At 64.2% G+C, this 26,708-nt stretch carries 1 protein-coding gene; it reads right to left on the reverse strand.

Going from position 1 to position 26,708, the window contains the following annotated elements; translation table 11 throughout:
* Positions 1–26,577, reverse strand: a complete 26,577-nt coding sequence (locus H7C86_RS05210) for a non-ribosomal peptide synthase/polyketide synthase (RefSeq protein WP_182261192.1) — start codon at positions 26,575–26,577, stop codon at positions 1–3.
* Positions 26,578–26,708 lie beyond the last annotated feature (131 nt).

Genomic DNA, 26,708 nt, shown 5'->3' on the forward strand with positions numbered 1-26,708 from the left:
TCAGACACCCCACTGAGCGATAACTTCCCGCAATCGTACAGCTATGGTTGCCGCCGGACCCGGTTCGATCATCTGGTTGTGTTCACAGTCGACTTCGGTGACTCGGATGTCGCCTTGTACAAACCTTCGCCATTCGGCCACGTCGTGTCCGTTCTCCGTAGATCTTCCGGCTACGAAGAAGTCGATGGCTCCAAGATGGACAGGCGGTTGGTGCCGATTCGTCAATTCGACGGAGTGGGAGTAACCGCGACTGATCCGCGCTAGATGCTCCGCTTCGATTCCGATTCCGGCGCCCAGGGTCTGCTCCAGCAATTCCGCCGCTTCTTCGAAGGTTTCGACGGGCTTGGATCCCGCCGGCATCGCGAGCCCGGCCAGTAGTTCGGAGACCGAGAGTTCTGCGGGCTGATCGGAATCCGACGACGGATAGCTGTCGAGGATCGACAACGTCACGTCACGTCCGCTCCGAGTGAGACTGTGCGCCACGGCGTGTGCGATGACGCCGCCGAGCGACCAGCCGGCCAGATGGATCGGGCCGGTCGGTGCCACGGCTGCAATGCGATTCGCGTAGTCGTCGGCGAGTTCGGTCAGCGAGTCGAAGCTGGGTCCGCCGCTCAGGGACGGTAGCTGAAGACCGTAGACGGGTTGATCCAGCTCGAGGTGCTTGACGAATTCTGCATAACCCCAGGACAATCCGATACCCGGATGGACGAAGAACAGTGGTGCTCGATCGGATCCGGCGCGCAGCGTGATCATCGGGGCGAGCAGATCCGAAGAATCGTCCGGCGAGTGTGCGTCCATTCCGTCGGCCGCACGGGCGACACCGGCCGGTGTCGGATCCAGGAAAAGCGACTGCAACGGCACTCGCATCCCGAGGCGCTTCTCGAGTTCGATGGTTATTCGAGTGGCGACGATCGACGTTCCTCCCAGTTCGAAGAAGTCGTCGTCGACACCGATGTGCTCGTGACCGAGCACTGCCTCGAAGATGTCGACGACCGTTCGTTCGGTGTCATTGGTCGGCGGCGCGTACGGGACTGTACGACGCTCGAAGCTCGGCGTCGGCAGTGCTTTACGGTCCAGCTTGCCGACCGGTGTCACCGGAATTCGGTCGACGACGACAATCGCGCCGGGAACCATGTGCGCAGGCAGGCGAGAAGACAGGTGGCGGCGAAGCTCCCAGTCGTCGACGGTCTGTCCTTCCACAGGCTGGATGTAGGAGGCGATCATCGTCTCCCCCGACGGTGCTTCGTGCCCAAGTGTTGCGGCGAAGTAGACGGATGGGTGTGCCATCAGGACTGAGTCGATTTCGCCCAGCTCGATGCGGAATCCGCGGACCTTGATCTGGAAGTCGCTGCGGCCGAGGTATTCGAGGGTGCTGTCGGAGCGCCAGCGCACCAGGTCGCCTGTGCGGTACATCCGCTGGCCTGGTTCGCCGAACGGATCGGCGACAAATCGGTCGGCGGTGAGGTCGGGACGATTGTGGTACCCGCGGGCGAGTCCGGGGCCGGTCACGTACAGCTCCCCGATGACTCCCACTGGCACGGGCTTGAGGTGCCCGTCGAGGACCAGGCCGGCAAAGCCGATGGCCGGTCGGCCGATGTTGATGTCCTTGCCCGGCCGCATGGGTTCACTGACGCTGGCCTGGATGGTGGATTCGGTAGGTCCGTATCCGTTGAACATGCGGCGGTCTCGGCCCCAGATGTCCACGAGTTCGGGTGGGCAGGCTTCGCCACCGACTGCGAGCACGCGGAGTTCTGGCAGCGCGGAGCTTTCGATGGAGCTGAGCGCGGTCGGAGTGATGAACGCGTGTGAGACGTGTTCGTCGGCAAAGATTTCGGCCAACTCGGATCCGCCGAAGACCGTGGGTGGGATGACGACCAGGCAGGCTCCGCTGCCGAACGCCATCATGAGTTCGAAGACCGAGGCGTCGAAGCTCGGTGATGCCAAGTGAGAGATACGCGAATAGGGCTGGACGTTGAATCTCTGATGTTCCTCGGCGTTGAGGTTGGACAAACCGAGGTGGGTGACGATGACGCCCTTCGGCTTCCCGGTTGAACCCGAGGTGTAGATCAGGTACGCGGGATGCCCGTGATGCAAGGGGATCGTGCGGTCGAGGTCGGTGATCGCGGCGGCGCTCTGGCCGTCGATCTCGTCGACGGTCTGCGCTTCATCGAGGACCATCCACTCGACCGTGTCGGGAAGTTGACTGCGGTGAGCGTCGTCGGTGATGCCGAGTACGGCCCGCGAATCGTCGAGCATGTGGTTGATGCGATCGTCTGGATAGTTCGGGTCGACCGGCAAGAATGCTGCTCCGGTTTTCGTGACCGCCCAGATGGCGACGATCTCCGCCGTGGACCGCGGCAGACCCAGCGCCACAAAATCTTCGGGTCCGACACCGCGCCGGCACAACGCTCGAGCCAGCTTCGTAGATTCCTCGTCGAGCTCGCGGTAGGTCATCGACCTTTCGCGACTCGAGAGGGCTGGAGCATCCGGGTTCGAGGAGACTGCCTCGGCGAGGATCTCCGGCCACACCTGCGCGCGAGTCGCTGCTGCACCGGATGCCGGCACCAGGGCTGCTGTTTCGTCGGCGGCGAGGATGCCGATGTCGGCGATACGTGTTGCGGGTTCGCGTCCGACAGTGTCGAGGATCAGACGCAGACGGTCGGCAAAGCGCCGAATGGTGGCGGGTTCGAAGAGATCGGTTGCGAAGTCGAAGGCAGCGGACATCCCGGCCGGGGCGCCGGACTCGTCGAACTTCTCGTCGACGATCAGTTCGAGATCTTCCTTCGCGTATTCGGTTTCCACGGTGAGGCCTTCGATATCGAGGCCGGGCAAGTGGAAATGCGCTAGCTCGTTGTTCTGAAGTTCGAGGGCGACCTGGAACAACGGTGAGTACGACGTGGATCGGGTCGGATTGATGACGTCCACGAGCCGTTCGAATGGCAGATCCGAGTTCTGGAATGCGGCCAGATCGATTTCCCGGATGTGTTCCACCAGTTCGGCAAACGTGATGTCGGGGTCGACGCCGGTGCGCAGGACCAACGTGTTGACGAACATTCCGACGAGATGGTCGAGCGCTGCCTGACCGCGGCCGGCGATCGGTGTGCCGATGGTGACCTCTTCGGCGCCGGACAGCTTCGACATCAGCACGGCCAGTGCGCCGTGCAGAGCCATGAACATCGTCACTCCGTTTGCCCTGGTGAGGTCCGCGAGGGCGCGGTGGGTGTTGGCGTCGATGTCGAAGGTGAATCGGTCGCCGTGGAAGGTCTGTTGCACGGGCCGCGGGTGGTCGGTGGGCAGTGCGATGACGTCGTCGAGGCCGGCGAGTTGCTCACTCCAGTAGCGTAATTGGCGACTGATGACGGATTCCGGATCGTCTTCCGATCCGAGGACGCGGTGCTGCCACAACGTGAAGTCCGCGTACTGCACTTCGAGTGGCGCCCAGGTGGGTTCGGTTCCTGCCGTGCGCGCCAGGTAGGCCGTCATCACGTCGCGTGCGAGCGGCGCCATCGACGAACCGTCGGCGCAGATGTGATGGACCACGACAAACAGAATGTGAACGGGTTCATCGGTGTCGAGGCGGAAGAGCGCGACGCGCAGCGGCAGGTCCACCGACACGTCGAAGCCGGTCGTGGCGAGTCGTTGCATGCGCTCTGCGAGTTCGTGCTCTCCCAACGTCATTTCACGGACCGGCGGTACTGCCTCGTCGGCGGTGAGCACTTTCTGAATCGGATCGCCGCCGACGGCGGGGAACACCGTCCGCAGGGTTTCGTGCCGCTCGACGACGTCGGCGATCGCCTGTTGCATGGCGGTGACGTCGAGGTCACCGGTGAGGCGAACAGCTAGGGGGATGTTGTACGCGGCTGAGCGTGTGTCGAACTGGTTCAGGAACCACATGCGCTTCTGCGCCAACGAGAGCGGGACGTTACCGTCGCGCTCCATGGGAGTGAGCGGCACAGTGCCGACGGCAGTGACAGCGTCGGAAAGCCGTTCGGCGAGCTGAGCTGTCGTCGGTGCCTCGAAGAGCACGCGCACCCCGACGTCGATGTTCAGTGCGGAGTTGAGCCGCGAGACCACACGAGTGGCGATCAGCGAGTTGCCGCCGAGTTCGAAGAAGTTGTCGTCGACGCCTACCTGCTCGACGCCGAGTACATCGATGAAGGCGTCGGCGATCCGACGCTCGAGGCTGGTGCCGGGAGCCCGGAATTCCACGCCGGTTCCGGTGAACTCCGGGGTCGGCAACGCTTTTCGATCGAGCTTGCCGACCGCGGTGCGCGGTAGCTCGTCGACGATCATGATGCTGGCCGGAACCATGTGCGAGGGAACACGTCCGGCGAGGTGCGCGGTAATCTCTGCCCCGGTCAGCGTCGACCCTTCCTCGACGGTGAGGTAAGACGCGAGAACGGTTGCGCCGGCCGGTCCGTCGACGCCGAGTGTCACGCAGTTCGTGACACTTGCCATTGCAGTGATCTGGGCGTCCACCTCACCGAGTTCGATACGGAATCCGCGAATCTTGACCTGGAAGTCGCTGCGGCCTACGTACTCGATGGTGTGATCGCTTCGCCAGGAGGCGATGTCACCGGTGCGGTACATCCGGTCGCCTGGCTTGCCGAAGGGGTCGGCGACAAATCGCTCGCTGGTCAAGCCGGGACGCCGGTGGTATCCGCGAGCCAGGCCGATGCCGGCGATGTACAGCTCACCGGGAGCTCCGACGGGCACCGGTTGCAGCCGCGAATCGAGGATCATCTCGTGCACACCGCGGATCGGGCCACCGATCGTGATGGGTGCACCCACTGTCATGGGTTCGCTGATGTCTGCCATGACGGTTGTCTCGGTGGGGCCGTAGGCGTTGACGAATTCCCGCCCGGGTGCCCACAGACCGACGAGATGTGGTGGCAGGGCCTCTCCCCCGACGACGACGTGCCGGAATTCGTCCAGGCCGGCCGGATCGACGGTGGCGAGTGCCGCCGTGGTGACGAACGCGTGAGTGACGTGTTCGCGGCGGATCAGACTTGCCAGTTCGGCGCCGCCGTAGATGTCGGTCGGGACGATCACCATGGTTGCTCCGACACCGAATGCCTGCAGGTACTCGAAGATGGCTCCGTCGAAGCTGGGGGTGGCGAAGTGCAGGGTCCGAGAGCGGTGATCGGCGTGGAATCGACGTTGCTGATCGAGTGCGAAGCTGTCGAGTCCGGTGTGGGTGACGACAACTCCCTTGGGTCGGCCGGTGGATCCCGAGGTGTAGACGACGTAGGCGGCGTTGTCCATGACCACCGGTGCAAGCCGTTCGTCCTGGGCGATCGGCAGCGTGCAGCTTGTGGCGACGTCGTCGTCGAATGCTTCCTCTCCGAGCACCAACCAGGACACGATGGGTGGCAATGTGTCGATGGCGTCGACGACGGTCAACCCGAACAACACCTCGGAGTCGCTGAGCATGTGTTCGATTCGGTCGGCCGGATAGGTGGGGTCGACGGGGACGAACGCTGCGCCGGTCTTGGCCACTGCCCACACCGCGAGTACTGATTCGACGGATCTTTCGATGCCGATGGCCACCGACGTCTCGGGCCCGGCGCCGCGGCGGATCATGGCTCTGGCCAACTGGTTCGAGCGTCGGTCCAGTTCGATGTAGGTCATGGAACGGCTGCCGGCCGAGAGCGCGATGCGGTCGGGATATGTGGCGGAGACGTCGGCGAGTATTTCCGGGAGCGTACGAGCGGAGCGACCCGGGGATCCGAAGACCGGCGCAAGATCACGGCTCTCGAACTCCGTGAGAACCTGCAGGCGGGCCAGCGGCTGATCCGGCGCCGACGCCAGCTGCTCGAGGACGATGCCCACGCGCTCGGTGATCTTCGCGACTTCGCGGGCGGAGAAGTGCGTCGGCAAGTATTCCATCTTCAGGTTCAGCGTGTCACTTTCCGACGCGACAACGGCAATCGGATAGTGCGCGGAGTCGCGTCCGTCGATGCCGAGGACGTGCATTCCCGCGATGTCGGTTTCGGCGGTCAGGGCTGCCTCGTCGACGGGATACGACTCGAATACCGTCAGGGTGTCGAATGAACCGGCGGCGCCCACTGCTCCCGCGATGTCCGACAGTCCGATGTGGTGGTGGTCGAGTAGTGACGCTTGCTCGGATTGGACGCGAATGGCCAGTTCCGCGAGGGTTTCTCGGGCGTCGAGGCGGATTCGCACGGGCACTGTGTTGATGAACAGGCCGACAATCGATTCCACACCGGACACCTGTGGTGGGCGTCCGGAAACGGTTCCACCGAAGACGACGTCGTCGCGGCCGAGGAGTTCGGCGAGCACGATTCCCCAGGCCACTTGGACCAGGGTTGCCATGGTCAATCCGCGGCTTCGCGCGAACGCCCGAAGGGTCTCGGCTCGTTCGGTCGGCAGCGAGTACGAGTGAATGTCACTGGCAACGGTTTCGGCGGCGGTGCTCGCTTGCGAGAGTTGGGTGGATGAGTCCACTCCTCGTAGCGCTTCCTGCCAGGCTCGCAGAGAAGAGTCGGGGTGCTGCTTCGAGATCCAGGTGAGGTAGTCGCGATACGACTGAACTCTGGGCAGAATCTCGGGGTCGCCGTCGGTTGCGTAGAGAGTGAGCAGGTCTCGAAGTAACAGAGGGGTTGACCAGCCGTCGAGCAGGATGTGGTGGTTCGTCACGACGAAGCGTGCTGTGTCCGGTCCGAATCGTACGAGCATGAACCGGATCAGGGGTGCTGTTTCCATGTCGAAACGCTGAGCGCGATCACGCTCGAGCAGCTGAGCGAACGCGACTTCACTGTCCTCGGTCCCGGACAGGTCGATCTCGGCCCAGCCGATCTCGACACCGGAACGGATTACCTGCAGCGCCCGCCCTCCCGGCGCGGAGACAAATCCCGCGCGCAAGCTCGGATGACGATCAACCAAGGCCTGCGCGGCGCGACGCAGGCGCGGCGCCTCCACCCGACCCCCGAGCTCGAGGGTCAGTTGCACCATGTACGGATCGATTTCCGTTTCGTCGAACTGGGCGTGGAAGAGCATGCCCGACTGCAGCGGTGACAGTGACCAGATATCGGTCAGGTCGGGGAACCTACGCTCGAGCTGTTCGATGCTCTGCTGATCCGCGGTGACGAGATCGAGATCGGTGGGCGTGAGCTCGCGTTCGGAGTGTTCGTCCACGTATTCACTCAACGAGCCGAGTGCTCGGGACCAGAGTTCCGCCAGTTCCGTGACTTCGGCCTCGCTGAGAATGCCGCGGGGGAAGGACCACGTAGCGCGCAGAATCGGACCGTGCGTGGTGTCGGTGGTGACGGCATTGATGTCGAGCACCGACGCGGCGGCAAGATCTCCGCTGTGCGCTTCGTCGAGCGTCACTTCCGAGATCGGCAGCCACGGCACCTCGCCGTGCTCGGGATCCGAGCCGGCAAAACGTCCGAGGTAGTTGAACGAGATCTCAGGTGTGGGCAACTCCTGTAGTTCTTCGTTCCGGTCGAGGTACTTGAGCATCCCGAACCCGATGCCGTTGTCCGGCAGACCGAGCAGCGTTTCCTTGACGACTTTCACAGCGGAGGCCGCGGTTGATCCCCCGGACAGTGCATCGACGACATTGAGTCCGGTGAGATCGATCCGGACGGGGAACAAGGTGGTGAACCAACCGACAGTTCGCGAGAGGTCGGCGCCAGGCGCTGCGTTCTCCTCGCGCCCGTGTCCCTCGAGGTTGACGAGCACTTCCCCGCTGCGCTGTCCGCGCGATCGACGCCAGGCGGTGACGGCAATCGCGAGAGCAGCAAGCAGCCCGTCGTTCACCGAGCCTCCGAAATGTCGAGGCACCGCCGAGATGATGTTCTCGGTCACCGAGGTCGGTACGTCGACGCTGACGCGGTCGACGGTGGCTCCGACGTCGACCGCGGGGTCTAGCCCGCGCGTTCCGAGCATTGGTTCGTCGGTCCGCATCCTCGACCACAGGTCGATCTCGTCGCGTCGATCTGCGGCGGCCTCGGCGAGCGCTGTCGCCCAACGACGTATCGACGTTCCGCCGGGGGGAAGAATCGGTGTTTCGCCGTCGAACGCCGACGCATATGCCGTGACCAGTCCGGGGACCAGCATTCGCCAGGACACACCGTCGACCGCGAGGTGATGAAGTACCAGGAGCAACCGTCCCGCCTCAGGCCGGTTGCCGTTCGCGCTGACCGGATCCAACCAGACTGCGCTGATCATCTTGCCGTGCTCGGGATCGAGTCGGCTGGATGCGTCCTGCATCGCGGCTTCTGCCGCGCGTAGGAATTCTTCGCCGCCGGTGGACACGATGGGGGTTCGGTGCAAGATGTCGGAGGCTGCGACGGTGCCGGGTTCGCTGATCTCGAGTTGGTGAGTCACGGCCTCCAGACGTGCCCGCAGTACGTCGTGGCGGTCGAGGATCGTTTGTAGTGCGCGCTCCAGCGCGGGGCCGGACACATCCGCGGGCAGTGCGATCAGCGCGCTCTGGCTGTAACTGCGGATCGTGCTCAGGTCACCGCGACTGCGTTCGACGAGCCACTCCATGATCGGTGTGAGCGGTAGCGGGCCGGCTCCCCCGCCGGGTAGCTCGGTGAGAACCGGTGCCGTTTCCGATGATTCGATGAGGAGGACCTTGGTGAGGCCGGCCACGGTTTTCGCTTCGAAGACGTCCCGCGGAGTGAAGATGAGGCCTGCGGACTTCGCCCGTGAGACGAGTTGGATCGACATGATCGAATCGCCGCCGAGGCCGAAGAAGGAATCGTCCACTCCGATACCGCCCCGCCCCAGAACCTCTCCGAAGAGGTCCGCGAGGACCGCTTCGGTGGCGGTGGCTGGTGCCCGCGTTGCCTCGGTTGTTCCCGTCACGGTGAAGTCCGGAGCCGGGAGGCTGCGTCGGTCGAGCTTTCCGTTGACCGTCAGTGGAAGCGATTCGAGGACGACGATCGCGGTGGGCACCATGTACTCCGCGAGTTCGGCGGCGACGAAGTCGGTCACCGTCGCTGAATCGACGGTACTGCCTGTTTCGGCGACCACGTACCCGACGATCCGCGGTGACGCTCCCTCTGTGCGAACAAGTGCTACCGAGGCAGCGACGCCGGGGCAGCGGAGCATTGCGGCTTCGATCTCTCCGAGTTCGATGCGGAAACCACGCACCTTCACCTGGAAATCACTGCGGCCCACGTACTCCAACTGCCCCGCGTCGTTCCACCTCGCCAGGTCCCCGCTCCGATACATTCGATCCCCCGAACTACCGAATGGATCGGGAAGGAACCGCACCGAAGTCAATGCGGGTTTCCCGAGGTATCCCCGAGTCACCTGGTCACCGGCGACGTACATTTCGCCGACAACACCTGGTGGCACCAGGTTCAGTCGCCGATCGAGTACGTAGACGGACAATCCTGGTACTGCTCGCCCGATGATGCTCGCCGACGCGTGCTCGCTGTCGTTGCGGTCGAGTGCGATTCGACTGACGTGCACTGTCGTCTCGGTGATCCCGTACATGTTGACCAGCGTCGGCGCCGTGTCCGCACGACGGTCGTACCACTTGCGCAATTGCCCGAGATCGAGCGCTTCTCCACCGAAGACGACGTAACGCAGTGCAAGGTCGGGGTCCGTGCCGTTCGGTGAGTACGCACGGTCGGCTTCGGCGAGTTGGTAGAAGGCGGTGGGTGTTTGGTTCAGCACCGTCACTCGCTCACGGCGGAGCAGTTCGTGGAACATGTCCGGCGATCTGGTCGTGTAGTAGTCGACGACGACCAGCCGGCCACCGTGCAGCAACGGCCCCCACAGCTCCCAGACGGAGAAGTCGAATGCGTACGAGTGGAACATCGTCCACACGTCCGTGTTGTCGAACCCGAATGTCGGGGAGGTGTTGTCCATCAGAGTCAGGACGTTTCGGTGGCTGACCTGGACACCTTTGGGGCGCCCTGTGGATCCGGAGGTGTAGATGATGTACGCGATCGCGTCGGGCAGAAGTGGTGTCGTCCGGTCCGCGTCGGTGATGCGATGTGGCGCGGAGTGATCGAGGCGTACCGCGATCTCCGGCGATCCGAGTTCGACGATGTCGATGCCGGATTCGATGATCTCCGAAGGTAGGTCGCTTCGGAAGTCTCCGGTCGTGACCAGGCATACCGGCCGCGCGTCGTCGAAGAGGAATCGCATGCGCTCGGCCGGGTAGGTGATGTCGACCGGCAGGTATGCCGCCCCCGCTTTGATGACAGCGACGAGGGCGAGCACGAGATCGGTGGTTCTGGGCATCGCAACGGCAACCACGGATTCCGGACCGATACCGCGGCCGATCAGGAGCCGCGCCAGGCGGTTCGCGCGCCCGTCCAGTTCGGCGTACGTCATGGCGCCGTCGCTGTCGTTGACCGCGGTCGACGACGGATGTGCTGCAACAGCTTCGAAGAATCGGTCCGCGATGTTGTCGGCCGGAGCCGGTTCGGCGTGAGTGTTCCACTCGGTCAGCATCTGTCGACGCTCGCCGACGCCCACGACGTCGATGTCACCGGTAGGAGTCGACGGCTCTCGGGAGACCGCCTCGAGGAGGGTGAGCAGCCTGCGTGAGAACGATTCGATCAATTCACCGTCGAACAGGTCTGTGGCGTAGATGAATTCGGCGTCGATTCCATCCGTTCCGCCATCCGCGTCGTAACGCTCGGTGACCGAGAGTTGCAGATCGAACTTGGCGACGGGTAGGTCGAACTCGACTCCCGAGACCGACAGACCTGGCAGTTCGAGTTGCGGTAGCGCGTTGTTACGGAACTCGATGAGGATCTGGAACAACGGAGTGTGCGACGTCGAGCGTTCCGGGGCGAGTGCGTCGACCAACCTTTCGAAGGGCAAGTCGGTGTGTTGGAACGCGCCGAGGTCGCCTTCGCGAACCTGGGCGAGTACGTCCTCGAACGACGCGTCGGGCGTGATCTGTGTCCGCAGCACAAGAGTGTTGACGAACATTCCGACCAGGTGATCGAGTTCGGCCTCGCCGCGCCCGGCGACAGGTGTACCGATGGCGATGTCCTCGGTACCGGCCAGGCGTGCCGCAAGTACCGCCAGTGCTGCGTGCACGACCATGAACATGGTGCTGCCGTGCTCGCGGGCCAGATCGGTCAGCGCCCGATGGGTCTGCGGCGATACCGCGAACCGGTGAACAGAGCCGACCATGGACGGCTTTGCCGGACGTGGGAACGACGTCGGCAGGGCGATCGGCTCGCCCAGTCCCGCGAGTCGGTCCTTCCAGTAATCGAGCTGACGGGTCAGAGCCGAGTCCGGATCTTCCTCGGAGCCGAGCACTTCGTGCTGCCACACAGCGAAGTCGCCGTACTGCACGGCCAGTTCCGACCAGCTCGGCGCACTGCCGGCGCTGCGGGCCGCATATGCCGCTGCCACGTCCGCTGCCAGGGGGTTCATCGAGAACCCGTCGGCGACGATGTGGTGGACGACGATCACGAGTACGTGCCTGCGCTCGTCCCCGTCGACGCGCAGGACCGCGCAGCGGATCGGAACTTCGGCCGAGGCGTCGAAGCCTGCCGAGGCCAGCTCGAGGATTCGATCGGACAGTCTGGCACCAGTGACGATTTCCGGCTCCAGGATCGGCATGACCTCGTCGCTGGACATCACCTGCTGCACCGGCTGTCCGTCGATCGAGGGGAACTTCGTCCGCAAGCTCTCGTGGCGACCCAATACGTCCGCTACCGCGGCTTGCAATGCTGCGAAGTCCAGATCGCCGTCGAGGCGCACTGCCAGGGGAACGTTGTAGGCGGGGGAGGTCACGTCGAACTGGTTGAGGAACCACATCCGCTTCTGTGCCAATGACACGGGCAGTGGATCCGGGCGAGATCGCCGAGTCAACGGTGGTCTGGGGTTCTCGCCGCGGCCGACACTCTCCGCCAGACGAGACAGCTGCCGAACTGTCGGAGACTCGAACAATCCTCGAACGCCGATGTCGGTGCCGAGAAGTGCGTTGACGCGGGCGATGACGCGGGTCGCGGTCAGTGAGTTTCCGCCGATGTCGAAGAAGTGAGTGTCGATACCGATCGGGGACACTCCGAGCACGTCCTCGAAAACGCCCACGACCAGCCGTTCGAGCTCGGTCGCCGGTGCAGCGAGTGTTTCGGCATCGGTGTCGAAGCGAGGCGCAGGAAGAGCAGCCCGATCGACCTTGCCGACGCCGGTCAGTGGTAGCTCGTCGAGCACGACGACGCTCGCGGGCACCATGTGTGCCGGCAGTAGCTCCCGTGCCGCCGCCCGGATGTCCTCGGCGCTCACCGGGCGTTCGTCGTCGCAGACGACATATGCCGCCAAGGCCTGCTCGTCGGAGGGTCCGCGCACCGCCAATGTGACCGCGTACTCCACACCGGGCAGCTGACCCAACGCCGTGTCGACCTCGCCGAGTTCGATACGGAACCCGCGGATCTTGACCTGGAAGTCGCTGCGTCCGAGGTACTCGATGGTGCGGTCACTGCGCCAGCGCACCACGTCTCCGGTGCGGTACATCCGCTCCCCCGGCTCGCCGTACGGGTTGGCGACAAATCGTTCGCTCGTCAGCGGTGAACGCCCGTGATAGCCGCGCGCGAGTCCAACTCCGGCGACATACAGTTCGCCGGGAACTCCGACGGACACCGGTTGAAGTCTGCGATCGAGGACGACCTCGCTGAAGCCGCGGTTCGGCGGCCCGAGATAGACCTTCTCACCGGCTGGGATGGGGTCACTGAGGTTGCAGGAGATGGTGGTTTCGGTGGGTCCGTAGACGTTGACGAACGATCTTCCCGGCGCCCAGGTGCGCACCAGGTCCGCCGAGGGCGCCTCGCCACCGACCGTGATGGTGGTCAGTTCGTCGAGTCCCTCGGGATCCACCGACGTCAGCGCTGCGGGCGTGATGAACGCGTGGGTGACATGTCCCTCTCGGAGAACGTCGGCCAGTTCGGTTCCTCCGTAGACGGTGGTGGGAGCTACGACCAGTTCGCCGCCGACGGCGAAGGCGAGCAGATACTCGAGAACTGAGGCGTCGAAACTCGGCGAGGCGAAATGCAGTGCGCGTGAATTCTCCGTGAGACCGTAGCGATGACGCTGTTCGTCGGCGAAGTTCTCGAGACCGGTGTGCGTGACGACGACACCCTTGGGCCGGCCGGTCGAGCCCGAGGTGTAGATGAGGTAGGCAGTGTTCTCCAGCCGCGGGGTTCCCCGGCGCTCGTCTTCGCGTAGCGGTGATGTGGACACTCCGGAGAGCCGAGTGGCGTTCGCCGAGTCGTCGAGTTCGAGCCACTTCGTTGCGCCACCGTCGGCCGGTGCATTTGCAGCCGTGGTCATTCCGAGCGATGATGCCGAGTCCTCGAGCATGAACGAGATCCGGTCACTCGGGTAGCGAGGATCGATCGGCACGAAGGCGGCACCGGTCTTGGTGATCGCCCAGACCGCTGCGACGGATTCGAAGGACCGTTCCACACAGATCGCCACCCGTGAGTCCGGGCCCGCGCCTTCCGAGATGAGCACGCGCGCCCACTGATTCGACGCCTCGTCCAGCTCTCGATAGGTCATCTTTCTGTCACCACAGGACAGTGCGACCCGTTCGGGGAATCTGCTCGCGGTGTCCGAAAAGATGCGATCGAGTGTCCTTACCGAGCGGCCTTGCCGGCCGCGCGCGGGAACCAATTGCTGCACTTGCGAATCCGGCATCAAACGCAGTTTCGCCAGCGGAAGATCCGGTTGTGCGGTGATCAGTTCGAGGGTGCGGAGCAGCCGGTCCGCGATCGCGTCGATGTCGTGATCGCCCAGGACTCCCGGGAAATACTCGAATTTGAGCCGCAGTCGCCCGTCTGCCGCAGAGGCAACGATCGCGAGTGGATAGTGCGCGGCATCCTCGGCGTCGTGGACGTCGAGAACGTGCATTCCGGCGATGTCGGTGCCGGAGGAGAGTCCACCGCGGTCAACGGGATACGACTCGAACACAGTCAGCGTGTCGAACGATGCAGCGGCCCCCACTGCCGAAGTGATGTGCGAAAGCCCCACATGATGGTGATCGGACAACCGCGCCTGTTCCGCTTGGACACGAACGCACAGCGCTGCCAGTGACTCTCGCGGGTCAAGGCGAACTCGGACGGGGACAGTGTTGATGAACAAACCCACCATCGACTCGACGCCGGACACCTGGGGTGGTCGGCCGGAGACGGTTCCACCGAAGACGACGTCGTCGCGGCCGAGGAGTTCGGCGAGCACGATTCCCCAGGCCACCTGGATCAAGGAGGCTGTCGTCAGGCCACGGGAGCGGACGAATCCACGCAGAAGTTCCGTCTCACGTTCTCCGAGGGCTGTGGTGGTCGAGCGTGAGGTGGCGCCGTCCTCGTCGACGGCGTGAGTTCCGGTGAGCAGCGTCGGGTCGCCGAGTCCGCGGAGTGCTTCGCCCCAGGCTTCGATCGACACGCTGTCGTCGCGAGTGCTGATCCAGCTCAGATAGTCCCGGTAGGGGTGCACGCGTGGGATGGCACTGTGATCACTGTCGGTGGCGTAGAGCGTCAGTAGGTCACGGACCAGCAGCGGCATCGACCATCCGTCGAGGAGGATGTGGTGGTTGGTCAGGATCAACCGATACGCGTCGTCTCCGGTTCGCAGAAGCAGGAACCGCAGCAGGGGCGGCGTGGCCATGTCGAAGCCTCGCACCCGATCCGCATGGAGGAGCTCGCGTATCTCGGTTGCCTGTTCGGTGGGGGCCAAGGGAGAGATGTCGATCTCGGTCCACGGCACGTCCACGTCGGCGCTGATCACCTGCACCGATCGCCCACCGGTGTCGGTCGTGAACGCAGCTCGCAGGTTCTCATGACGGTCGAGCAACGCCTGTGCGGCGCGGTGCAACCTGGACGCGTCGACGCCGTCGAGTTCGAGTGCGAGTTGGACGGTGTACGCGTCGACTGTGTGTTCGGCGTAGCGGGCGTGGAAGAGCAGTCCGGATTGCAGCGGTGAAAGGGACCAGACGTCGGTCAGTGTCGGGAACTCGCGCTCGAGGTGGTCGATGGACTCCTGGTCCAGTTCGATCAGGTCGATGTCCGACGGTGTGAGTCCCCCGCGTTCGCTGTGTTCGGCGTAGGTGGCCAGAGCGCGCAACGACTGCACCCAGAGTTCGGCGATGGCGCGAGCATCGCGCTCTGCCAGCACGCCGGTGGGATAGGCGATTGTGGCACCGATGTGCGGTGCACCCGAGATTTCGGTGGTGACGACATTGACGTCCAGGACCGAACCCACGGGCATCTCGGACCGAGCTGCCGCTTCCAGATCGACGTCACGGGCCAGTGCCCAGTCCCCCAGCGACTCTCCTACTTCGGTGCCGGAGAAACGACCGAGATAGTTGAAGGAGATCTGCGGTTGGCGGAGATCTTCCAGTTCCGCTCGGCCCACCTCGTCGAGATAACGCAGAACTCCGTACCCGATGCCACTGTCCGGAACTCCCAACAGTTCTTCCTTGACCCGCTTGAGAACCACCGCTGCCTCGGGGCCGCTGCTCAACACGTTCGAGATGTCGATGTCGGCGAGGTCGATTCGCATCGGGAAGACACTGGTGAACCAGCCGACGGTGTGCAGGACGTCCGCACCGGGCACCACGTGAGCCTCGCGTCCGTGACCTTCCATCGAGACGAGCACGTTGTCGGTTCGTATGCCCTGTGCCTGCCTCCACTGCGTCAGTGCCAGCGCGAGAGCAGCAACGAGACCGTCGTTGACGGATCCACCGAAGAGCGCGGGAAGCGTGGTCAGGACTGTGTCGGACAGTTCGACGGGCACGTCGGCGACAACTCGGCCGACCGAATCGAACGTGTCGAGCCGCGGGTCCAGCGGCCGGGTTCCGATCAGGGGGTCGTCACCTTCGAGGATCGAACGCCACCGGGGCAATTCGACTCTTCGATCGGGCGCGATGTCACGGAGCGCATGCGACCAACGACGAACCGACGTGCCCGAATACGACGGCTCCGGCTCCTCGCCGGCGTCGATCCGGTGGAAAGCGGACGCAAGTTCCGGTACGAGCACGCGCCAGGACACGCCGTCCACCGCGAGGTGGTGGATCACCAGGAGCAACCGGCCGGTGTTGCGTACGCCGGACAACCAGACGACCCGCACCATCTCGCCCCGGACGGGGTCGAGTTCTCGACGTGCATCACCCAGGGCGGCGACGATCGCCGCGTCGAACACGGCGGTGCCCGGCTCGGCCTCGACCTCGACTACCCGGCAGATGTCTTCGGCTGCAACAGATCCCGGATCGCCGACTAAGAGCCCGCGCTCGCCGTCGAGTTCGAGGCGCGCGCGAAGGATGTCGTGACGATCGAGAACGACTTGAAGCGCTGCGGTCAACTGCTCCACACTGCGAAGCCCGTGCGGCGCATTGAGAAGGGTCGCTTGGGAGAACGAATCGAGCCCCTGGAGATCGGAGCCGAGCCGGTCGAGCCACCACTGAGCCACCGGCAACAACGGCACGTGGCCAACGCCGCCTCCGGGAAGTTCCTCGAGCACCTCGGGTTCGTCGTCCTTGGTCGATGCCAGCAAAACCGCAAGACCGGCGACCGATTTCACCTCGAAGACGTCACGCGGGGTGAACACGAGCCCGGCGTCGCGGGCACGGGCGACGAGCTGAATCGACATGATCGAATCGCCGCCCATCGAGAAGAACGAGTCGTCGACGCCCACCGATTCGACACCGAGGACATCGACGAACAAGGCGGCCAGCGTGCGCTCGGTATCGGACTCGGCAGCCCGCGAGCGCGCTTGGGTTGCTCGCAGGTCGGGAACCGGCAGGGCTCGGCGGTCGAGCTTTCCGTTGGCAGTCATCGGCAGTTCGTCGAGCACGACCACCGCCGCAGGAACCATGTACGGGGCCAGAGCCGAACCCGCGAACGCGATGACGGCCTCGGGATCCACAGTCTGAGCATCGTTGGCGGGCACGACGTATCCGACGATTCGCGCGGCGCGTCCGTCACGTTCGAGCGTGGTCACCACGGAATGCGCGACCCCGGGATAGCGAGCCAGAACTGCTTCGATCTCGCCGAGTTCGATGCGGAACCCACGAATCTTGACCTGGAAATCACCTCGGCCCTGGTACTCGAGTTCGCCGTTCTTGTTCCACCTGGCGAGGTCGCCGGTGCGGTACATCCGTGTGCCCGCACTGCCCGCGGGATTGGGCACGAAACGTTCGGCGGTGGTGCCGGCGCGGTTGCGGTAACCGCGGGCGAGTCCGTCGCCACTGACGTACAGCTCCCCCGTCACTCCGACCGGGACGCGGTGCAGGCGATTGTCGAGGACCCACGCAGTGATGCCTGTCGACGGGCGGCCGATCGTCACTCGATCGGCCGGGGCCATCGGCTCGGTGATGCTGGCGACGACCGTCGATTCGGTCGGTCCGTAGGCATTGATCATGATCCGGTGATCACTGACCCAGGCGGCGACGAGATCGGGCGGGCAGACGTCGCCACCGGTTCCGATGCAAACCAGCTCGTTCAGTTCGCTCGGATCGACCGTGGCCAGAGCGGCCGGGGTGATGAAGGCGTGCGTGACGTGCTGATCGGCGATCAGGCTCGTCAGTTCGGTTCCGCCGATGATGCTCGGTGGAGCGATGACCATCGTGGCCCCGGCACCAACGGCCATCAGGAGTTCGAGAATCGAGGCGTCGAAGCTCGGTGAGCTGAAATGCAGCGTGCGCGAAGTCGATTCCACCCCGAATCGAGTACGTTCCTGTTCGGCGAGTGCCGAAAGCCCACGGTGAGTGACCATGACACCTTTGGGGACGCCGGTGGAACCGGAGGTGTAGATGACATAGGCGGGATTGTCCAGAGACACCGTCCCCGCCAGTTCCGAGGCCTCCAGCCGCTGATCTCCGAACTGTTCGAGGGTTGCCAGTGTCTCGGCCTGATCGAGCAGAACTGCGTCTGCCTCGTCGGGGACGACACCCACATGCTCGGCGGTGGTGAGGACGACGCCCGCTCCCGAGTCGTTGATCATGTGATGTACGCGGTCGACGGGGTACGCCGGGTCGACGGGTACGAATGCGGCGCCGGTCCGGGCAACCGCCCAGATCGCGACCACGGATTCCAGTGAGCGTGGCAATGCCAGGGCGACAACGGATTCCGGACCTGCCCCGCGGACGATCAACAGTCGTGCAAGCCGATTGGCCCGGCGGTCCAGATCGGAGTACGTCAGATGTCGGTCGCCGAAAATCAGTGCAGTTCTCTGCGGTTCGTCGACGTACTTCCGCTCGAGCAACGTCGAGAAGTGAACCTGGCCGGGAAGTTCCGGTGCAGACACGACGCTCATCGTGTCGGTGTCGACCACGAGATCGATGTCGCCGACCGGCGTGTGCGGTGATTCGGTCACCGCACCGAGGATCCGAACAAGATATCGAGCGAAGCCTTCGACCGTCGACTCGTCGAACAGGGCGCTCGCGTAGGTGAACCCGGCCTCGATTCCCGCCGGCCGGCCCTCCTCGTCGAATGTCTCGGCAAGCGTGAGTTGCAGATCGAAATTCGAGACGGCGGATTCGAGTTCGAGGACCTCGACCTCGAGGTCCGTCAGACGAACTGCTGGTCGACTGGTGTTCTTGAACTCCAGCATCACCTGGAACAACGGTGAATGCGAAGTCGACCGCTCCGGAGCGAGCGCATCGACGACGCGCTCGAAGGGGACGTCTGCGTGAGCGAAGGCGTCGAGGTCGGTGCTGCGAACTCTGGCCAACAGATCGGTGAACGAGGCTGCGGGGTCGACATCGGCGCGCAGCACCAACGTTCCGACGAACATACCGACCATCGGATCCAGGAGGGCATTTCCGCGTCCGGCGATCGGTGAGCCGATCGTGATGTCTTCCATGCCGGACAATCTGGCCACGAGCACCGCGTACGCGGCGTGTATCGCCATGAACATACTGCTTCGGTGTTCGATCGCGGTTTCGCTCAGACGACGATGAATGCCGGCATCGATGTCGAATCGAACGACGCCGCCCGAGAGATCCTGTACGCGCGGCCGCGGGCGATCTGCGGGGAGCGCGAGAAGCTCGGGCACACTTGCCAGCTGACGTGTCCAGTACTCGAGCTGGCCGGCGAGGGTGCTCTCCGCTTCGTCGATCCGTCCGAGTGCCCTTTCCTGCCAGATCGCGAAGTCCGCGTACTGGACCGGGAGAGGAGACCAGTCGGGGGCCTCACCTCGATGCCGTGCCGAGTACGCGCTCATCACGTCGAACGCCAACGGTGCCATCGAGAATCCGTCGGCGCAGATGTGATGGACGACCACAGCCAGGACGTGATCTTCTGCGTCGACCTCGATCAGTTCGGCCCTGATCGGTGGAGCCTGCGTCACGTCGAAGCCCCTCGCGGTGACGCGTTCGATCTCCCCGAGTACCGCTTCGGCGCTCGCGCCGACAATCGGTAGCGACCCCAACGCTTCAACGGGTTCCACGATCACCTGCGCCGGCACTCCCTCGATCATGGGAAACAGCGTGCGCAGCGATTCGTGGCGATCGAGCACATCGATGATCGCGCCTTCCAAGGCCACAACGTCCAACCGGCCTCTCAGCCTGATCGCTATGGCCACGTTGTACGCCGCGGAGGTGACGTCGAATTGATTGACGAACCACATGCGCTTCTGCGCCAGCGACAGCGGAATCGACTGTGGCCGCGGCAACGCCTCGAGCGGAAGAACGGTTGCTCCCCCTCGCGCCGTTGCGCACTCGACCGCCAACTGCGCAACGGTCGGCGCGTCGAACAACTCTCTGATCGACAGGTTCAACGACAGTGAATCGTTCACGCGCGCCACGGCGCGGGCAGCGACGAGACTGTTTCCGCCGATCTCGAAGAAGTTGTCGTGAACACCGACTGCCCCGGATTCCAGCAGCTCCTCGAAGATCGCCGCCAACTGTGCTTCGAGCGGTGTTCGCGGCGCCAGATACGTCTGCGAGCTGTCGAAGCTGGGAGCGGGCAGAGCTTTCCGATCGAGCTTGCCGGTCGAGCCGAGCGGAAACACGTCGAGGGCGATGACCACTGCGGGAACCATGTAGGCGGGAAGGAGACCTCTCAACTCGGCGCGCATGCCGTCCGTGTCGATCGAGGTGCCGGTCTCGGCGATGACGTAGCCGACCAAGCTGTCACCGACCACGTCGTCGTGATGGACGAGAGCAGCAGCTTGCGTGACACCGGGCAGCCTGAGCAACGCTGCTTCGACCTCGGCGAGCTCGATGCGCTGGCCGCGGATCTTGACCTGGAAATCGCGTCGACCGACGTAGTCGAGCAGCCCGTCGGCGCGCCACCGGACGACATCACCGGTTCGGTACATCCGGGTGCCAGCCGGGCCGTACGGATCGGCCACGAATCTGTCGGCGGTGAGATCGCTGCGCCCGAGGTATCCACGCGCCAGTTGCACTCCCGCCAGGTACAGCTCGCCGTGAACTCCGACCGGAACGGGATGCAGCCGCCCGTCGAGGACATAGAGCTGGGTGTTCCACACAGGAGCACCGATGGGAACGGTGACGGTCATGTCGGGGGTGAATTCGGCGGCGCTCACGTCGACGGCAGCCTCCGTGGGCCCGTACAGGTTGAACAATCCTGCAGAACTCAGACGGGTGAACGCCTCCGCGGTGGTGGGAGCGAGAGCTTCACCGCTGCAGAACACCTGACGCAGGCTTGCGCACTGCCCGGCAGTCGCGACCGCGACGAATTCCGCGAGCATCGACGGAACGAAGTGCGCCGTCGTGACGCCTTTTTCGGCCATCAACGCCGACAGGTACCCGGGATCACGGTGCCCCTCCGGTTCCGCGATCACCAACTGCGCACCAGTCTGCAGGGGCCAGAACAGTTCCCACACCGAGACGTCGAAGGTCACCGGAGTCTTGTGCAGCACCACGTCCGACGCGTGAAGTGGGTACGCGTCTTGCATCCACAGAAGGCGATTGACGATCGAACGGTGTGATACTGCAACGCCTTTCGGCCGACCGGTCGATCCGGACGTGAAGATCACGTATGCAGCATTGTCCGGGAGGAGGGGTCGGATCCGATCAGCGTCGGTGATCGGCACCGTCGTGGACACGGGACGATCGAGATCGACGTCGACGATCGGGACTCGCGCGGGAAGTGCGCCGTGGTCCTGGGGCCGGCTCAGCACACAGATCGGTGCGGCGATGTCGAAGACGTACGCGATACGTTCGGCCGGATGGTCGGGGTCCACCGGGACATACGCCGCGCCGGCACGGATCACGGCGTGGACCGCGACGAGCAGTTCGGGTGACCGGCGAATCGACACCGCGACGCGCATGTCCGGGCCGACACCGTGGGCGATGAGGGTTCTGGCAAGTTCACTGACCCTCGCGTCGAACTCCGCATACGTCAGTGTCCGCTCGCCGTAGATGAGCGCGGCCCCCTCGGGCGTCCGGGCTGCCTGCTCCGCCACCAGGTCGGAGAGGGTGGTGATCGGTACGGCGTGTTCGGTGGCATTCCAGCGCTCGAGGACCAGTTCCGCCTCGCCCACAGCTGTGAGATCGACGTCGCCGACGACTGATTCGGGGTCGGCCGCTACCGCGTCGAGGAGCATCGTGAAGCGATCAGCGAGGCCAGACATGGTGTCCGAGTCGAAAAGTTGGCTGGCATAGTTCAACTGGCCGTCGAGATGGTCGCCGCGGTCGGTGAGAATGACCTGAAGATCGAACTTCGCTGCACCCGTGGACAGTTCGTCAACAGTGACGTCGAGCTCGGGCAAGGTGACCTCGGCGGGAGCAGCGCCTTGCATCACCAACATGACCTGGAACAGCGGTGCCTGGCGCTCTGCGAGGGATTCGACGAGTACGTCGTACGGCACTTCGGTGTGCTGCAAGGCCGCCACGTCGACGTCCCGGACGCGGGTGAGAACTTCACCGAAGGTGAGTCCCCCGTCGAGAACCGTCCTCAGCACCACCGTGTTGACGAACATTCCGACGACGTCGTCGAGGGCGCGCTCGCTACGCCCGGCCACCGGGGTGCCGATCGTGATGTCGTTCGCTCCACATTCTCGACTGAGCAGGACGGCCAGCGCGGCGTGGATCACCATGAACACGCTGACGTCGCATCGCGCCGCGATCTCGCCGACCCGGCGGTACGTCGCGGAGTCGATCCGGAAATCGAGATCTCCACCGCGCAGCGAGACACCTGCAGGCCGCGGGTGATCCATCGGCAGTTCCGCGAGCTCACCGCGTTCGGCGAGCGTGTGCGACCAGAACCGCAACTGCTCGGCGAGAATCGAATCCGGGTCGGACGCTTCGCCGAGCGCTCCTCGTTGCCATTCGCTGAAATCGCCGTACTGCACTTCGAGCGGCAACCACGCCGGTACACGCCCGCTCGCCCTCGACGCGTAAGCGACCATCACGTCACGAGCCAGCGGCGCCATCGACAGGCCGTCCGCTGCAATGTGGTGAACGACGAGGACCAGCGTGTGCTCGCGTTCGTTCACCTCGAGCAGAGTGGCGCGGATCGGCACCGATTCGCTGACGTCGAATCCCGTTCGTGCCAGTTCGCTCGCCCGCGCTGCGGCCGCTGCGGCAGGCACCGTTTCCACCTCGAGATGATCGAACATCTCGTCCACACCGAGAACGTGCTGGACCGGACCACGGGCGCTCTCGGGGAAAACGGTCCGCAAGACCTCGTGCCGAACGATCACGTCCCGCAGTGCGGTGAACAGTGCGTCGACGTCGAGATCGCCGGTCATCGAAACCGCGATCGGAATGTTGTACGCCGGCGAACTCGGATCGAGTTGATTGGTCAGCCACATACGTTGCTGAGCCAGAGATACCGGTATCCGGTCAGGGCGATCGATACGCGTCAGTGCTGGGGCGCGCGTGTTCCGCGAGTCCGCGAGGTCTGCGCGAGCAGCCAGATCGGAGACGGTCGGCGCCTCGAAGAGGTCGAGAACGCTCAGCGTCGTCCCGAGTGCTCCGTTGACCCTCGACACGACTCGGGTCGCGATCAGCGAGTCACCGCCGAGGTCGAAGAAACTGTCGTCTGCTCCTGCCCTGGTGATGCCGAGCAGATCGCAGAACACCGCAGAAATTCGCTTCTCGGTCGAGGTCTCGGGGGCACGGTATTCGGCCGTGCCGCCAGCCGAATCGATGTCCGGTAATGCTTTCCTGTCGATCTTTCCGGCGGGAGTCAGTGGAATGGAATCGAGTACGACGATCCGCGACGGAACCATGTGCGCTGCCAACGAGGATCCGGCGTGGGCGATCAATTCGGAGTTGTCGATGTGCGTGCCCTCAGCCGCCGTGACGTACGCCGCCAACAGTGTTTCCCCACTCGGGCCCGAAACTCCGGCGGTGACGGCCTGCGCGACGCTCGGATGGCGGCGCAGTACGTCGTCGATCTCGCCGAGTTCGACGCGGAAACCGCGGATCTTGATCTGGAAGTCGCTCCGTCCGAGGTACTCCAGCTCACCCGCGCCGTTCCACCGCGCGAGGTCACCCGTGCGGTACATGCGCTCTCCCGCAACGCCGTTGGGGTCGGCGACGAATCGTTCGGCCGTGATCGTGGCTCGCGCGTGGTATCCACGCGCCAAACCGATACCGCTCACATAGAGTTCGCCGGCGACACCGATCGGCACCGGTTGAAGCCGCGAATCCAGGAGGACGGCCGCGGCGCCGCGCATCGGCTTTCCGATCGTGACGGGAACATCGCTGCTCAGCGGTCCGGTCAGGGTGGCGACGACGGTGGTTTCGGTCGGTCCGTACGCGTTGAACATCGAGCGTCCGTGTGACCACTGATCTACCAGCGCGGGCGAGCAGGCGTCGCCGCCGGTCACGACCACTCGTAGATCCGGTAGGCCGGCGGGATCAACAGTTGCCAGCGCGGCCGGGGTGACGAAAGCGTGTGTCACCCGGCCGACGCGCATCACCTGGGCCAGTTCGTCGCCGCCGTACACGGTGGGCGGCGCTATCACCATCGTCGCCGCGCCGCCGAAGGCAAGGAGAAGTTCGAGTACCGAAGCGTCGAAGCTCGGCGACGAGAAATGCAGGGTGCGGTCGCCTGGTTCGACTCCGAACCTGATTCGTTCTTCGTCGGCGAAGCTGCTCAGCCCGCGGTGACTGACCACGACGCCTTTGGGGACGCCGGTAGATCCCGAGGTGTAGATCAGGTAAGCCGGGTCGTCGTAGCGCACGCGTGAGCGACGTTCGACATCGTCGAGCGGTGCGTCCGAGCGGTACGCGTTCGGTTCGTCGGTGCAGAATTCGTCCAGAAGCAGCCAGTCCACCGAATCGGCGAGCCCGGCATGGTGCTCCCCCACGCTGATTCCGACAACAGCTCCCGAATCGGTGAGCATGTGCCGAATACGATCCTCGGGGTAGTGCGGATCGATCGGGAGGAAGGCGCCGCCGGTCTTGGCCACTGCCCACGTCGCGGTCACCGATTCGATCGACCTCGACAGTGGAAGGGCGACGTAGGTACCTGGGCCGACTCCCCTGTTGATCAGTTCGCGGGCGAGTGTGTTCGACTCGGCGTCGAGTTCCCGGTAGCTCACCTCACGATCACCGAAAACGAGCGCTGGGGCATCGGGGTTCACAGCCGCGGCCCGGCGGAGGATATCGGGCAGGGTCAACGGCGCGGACGCGGTCGCTCCCCGTGCCGGCATAAGGAACTCACGCTCGAACTCGTCGAGAAGATCGAGATCTCCGACCGACGTTCGCGGGGCTGCCGCTGCGCCCGCAAGGATCCGCACCAGTCGCGAGAGGAAGGCTTGGACCGTGGATTCGGCGTAGTGCTGCGTGGAGTACGCCACCTCGAGGGCGCCGGTATCCGCGTGGACGTCGATCGCCACATCGAGGCCGGCAATCGTGGTCTCCTGCGAGCCGTCGTTGAGATGGACGTGCAACTCGGGAAGCTCGGGGATACCTGCCGCCGATCGAACCAACAACGTGTCGCGTTCTCGAGCAAGAAAACTCACGAACTCGTCGAACGGCGCCGCCGGATCGACCTCGCAGCGCAGCGGCGAAGTCCCCCACTCTGTCCTCGTTCCGATCAACACGTCACGGCGCTCGGTCGATCTCGACAACAATGCCGCAAATGCCGCGTGGACAACGGCAAAGAGTGAGACATCTTCCGTACGTGCAAGTTCGGCGACCGCGGGATCGAGCGGGAAGCTGAGCCGATTCGTAGTGGTCGGCTCCGATTCTGCGTCGATTCGCTCGAGCCCCAGCGCCGAACCCTCGTCGGAGTCCCCCAGATATCCAGCCCAGAACCTTTCGGTTTCCCTCCGCTGCGCACTGCGTGCCCCGGCCTCGGCGCTTGCCGGATGAATCCGGTTCATCGGCGTACCGGCCGGTGCTGCTGTCAGTTCTGCGACCAACTCGGTGAACGCCCGGTGGTGTTCAACCAGTTCGTCGTGACCGTAGCGATTGGGGTTGCCACGAAAGTCGATCAACGTCTGAGCTGGGTCGCCACTCTGGTACACGTTGACCAGGAGATCCTCGACGGGCCCCGACGTGACGATGTGAAACTCGCCGGTCAGTGATCCCAGTGTTATCTCCTGCCGGAAGAGCATCACATTCATCATCGGACCGGACAGTCGTGCATCGCCGACCGCCAAGCCCGCATCGCGCCTGATGTCTTCGAGACTGCATCGCTGATGACGAAGCGCGCCGAGGAGTTCGAGTTGGACCCGCCCGACCAGATCGTCCACGCTTTCGTCGGGGTCGACGTGGATGTGAAGGGGCGCGACGTTGACCAGCATTCCGCCGGAGCGTTGCAGCGGTGCCGTGGTCCTCGCCGAGACCGGCAGATTTATCAGAACGTCGTCGTAGCCGGTGTTTCGAGACAAATAGCACGCCAGTGCCGAAATCAGCACCGCCGCCGCAGTGGCACCGGAACGCGAATTCCACTCGTCCAAGGCAGCAAGGCTGTTCGCCGACATCGCGGCACTGACGAGTTCGCTACGCGCAGTCGGCGGTCCCTCACGCGTCGCCAACGTAGAACCGTGCTCGACGCCGGACACTCGCTGGGCCCAGTATTCGCGGTCGGCCTCGAACCGACTCGATTCGCGGTACTTCTGATCGAGTTCGGACAGCGTCGTGACGTCGAGCGCCTTGTTTACCGCAGGCTCCCGGCCCTCGACTGCTGCGGTGTAGATCGCGGCAATTCGATTCACTATCGTCATTCCGCTGTATCCGTCGAGAGCAACGTGGTGAATCCTGGTGTACCACAAGTAGTCTCGATCGCCAGTTTGGAGAATTGTCATCTCGACGAGACGATCACGCGTCAAGTCGAGCGTCGTCGCGTAATCGTTGTCCATCCACTCCGACGCAGCCTGCCGAGGGTTCTCACGCTCGCGGAAGTCGAAGTAGTCGATACCCGGATCGATCGTGAAGTCCACGATCTGGCACGGCTCACCATCGGGGTACATCAACCGCAGAAATGGCGACTCGAACTCGTGGGCGGCCTCCACTGCAGCGCGGCTGAGCAGTTGCATGTCCAGGTCGCCGTGGAACTCGATGTACTGCGCAATGAAATACGGCACCGTCGGGTGAAGTTGCTGCGCAAACCACATACTGCGCTGCACCGCTGACAGGGGAAACGCCCCTGCCGGCAGGCTTCGCGATCCGGTCAGCGGATCGATCCTCTTGTCGGTATCCATCACGACCACCCCCACACAGCGTTGTGACGATCAGCGCCGGGAACTGTGGCTCGGGGATTGAAGAGAAACATCGCACCGCCTCGATATCGAGTGGAAACCATGTGGCGATCCTGCGGGAGCGCAGCCGAAGG

It is taken from the genome of Rhodococcus sp. UFZ-B548, from assembly GCF_903819475.1.
Taxonomy (GTDB): Bacteria; Actinomycetota; Actinomycetes; order Mycobacteriales; family Mycobacteriaceae; genus Rhodococcus_F; species Rhodococcus_F erythropolis.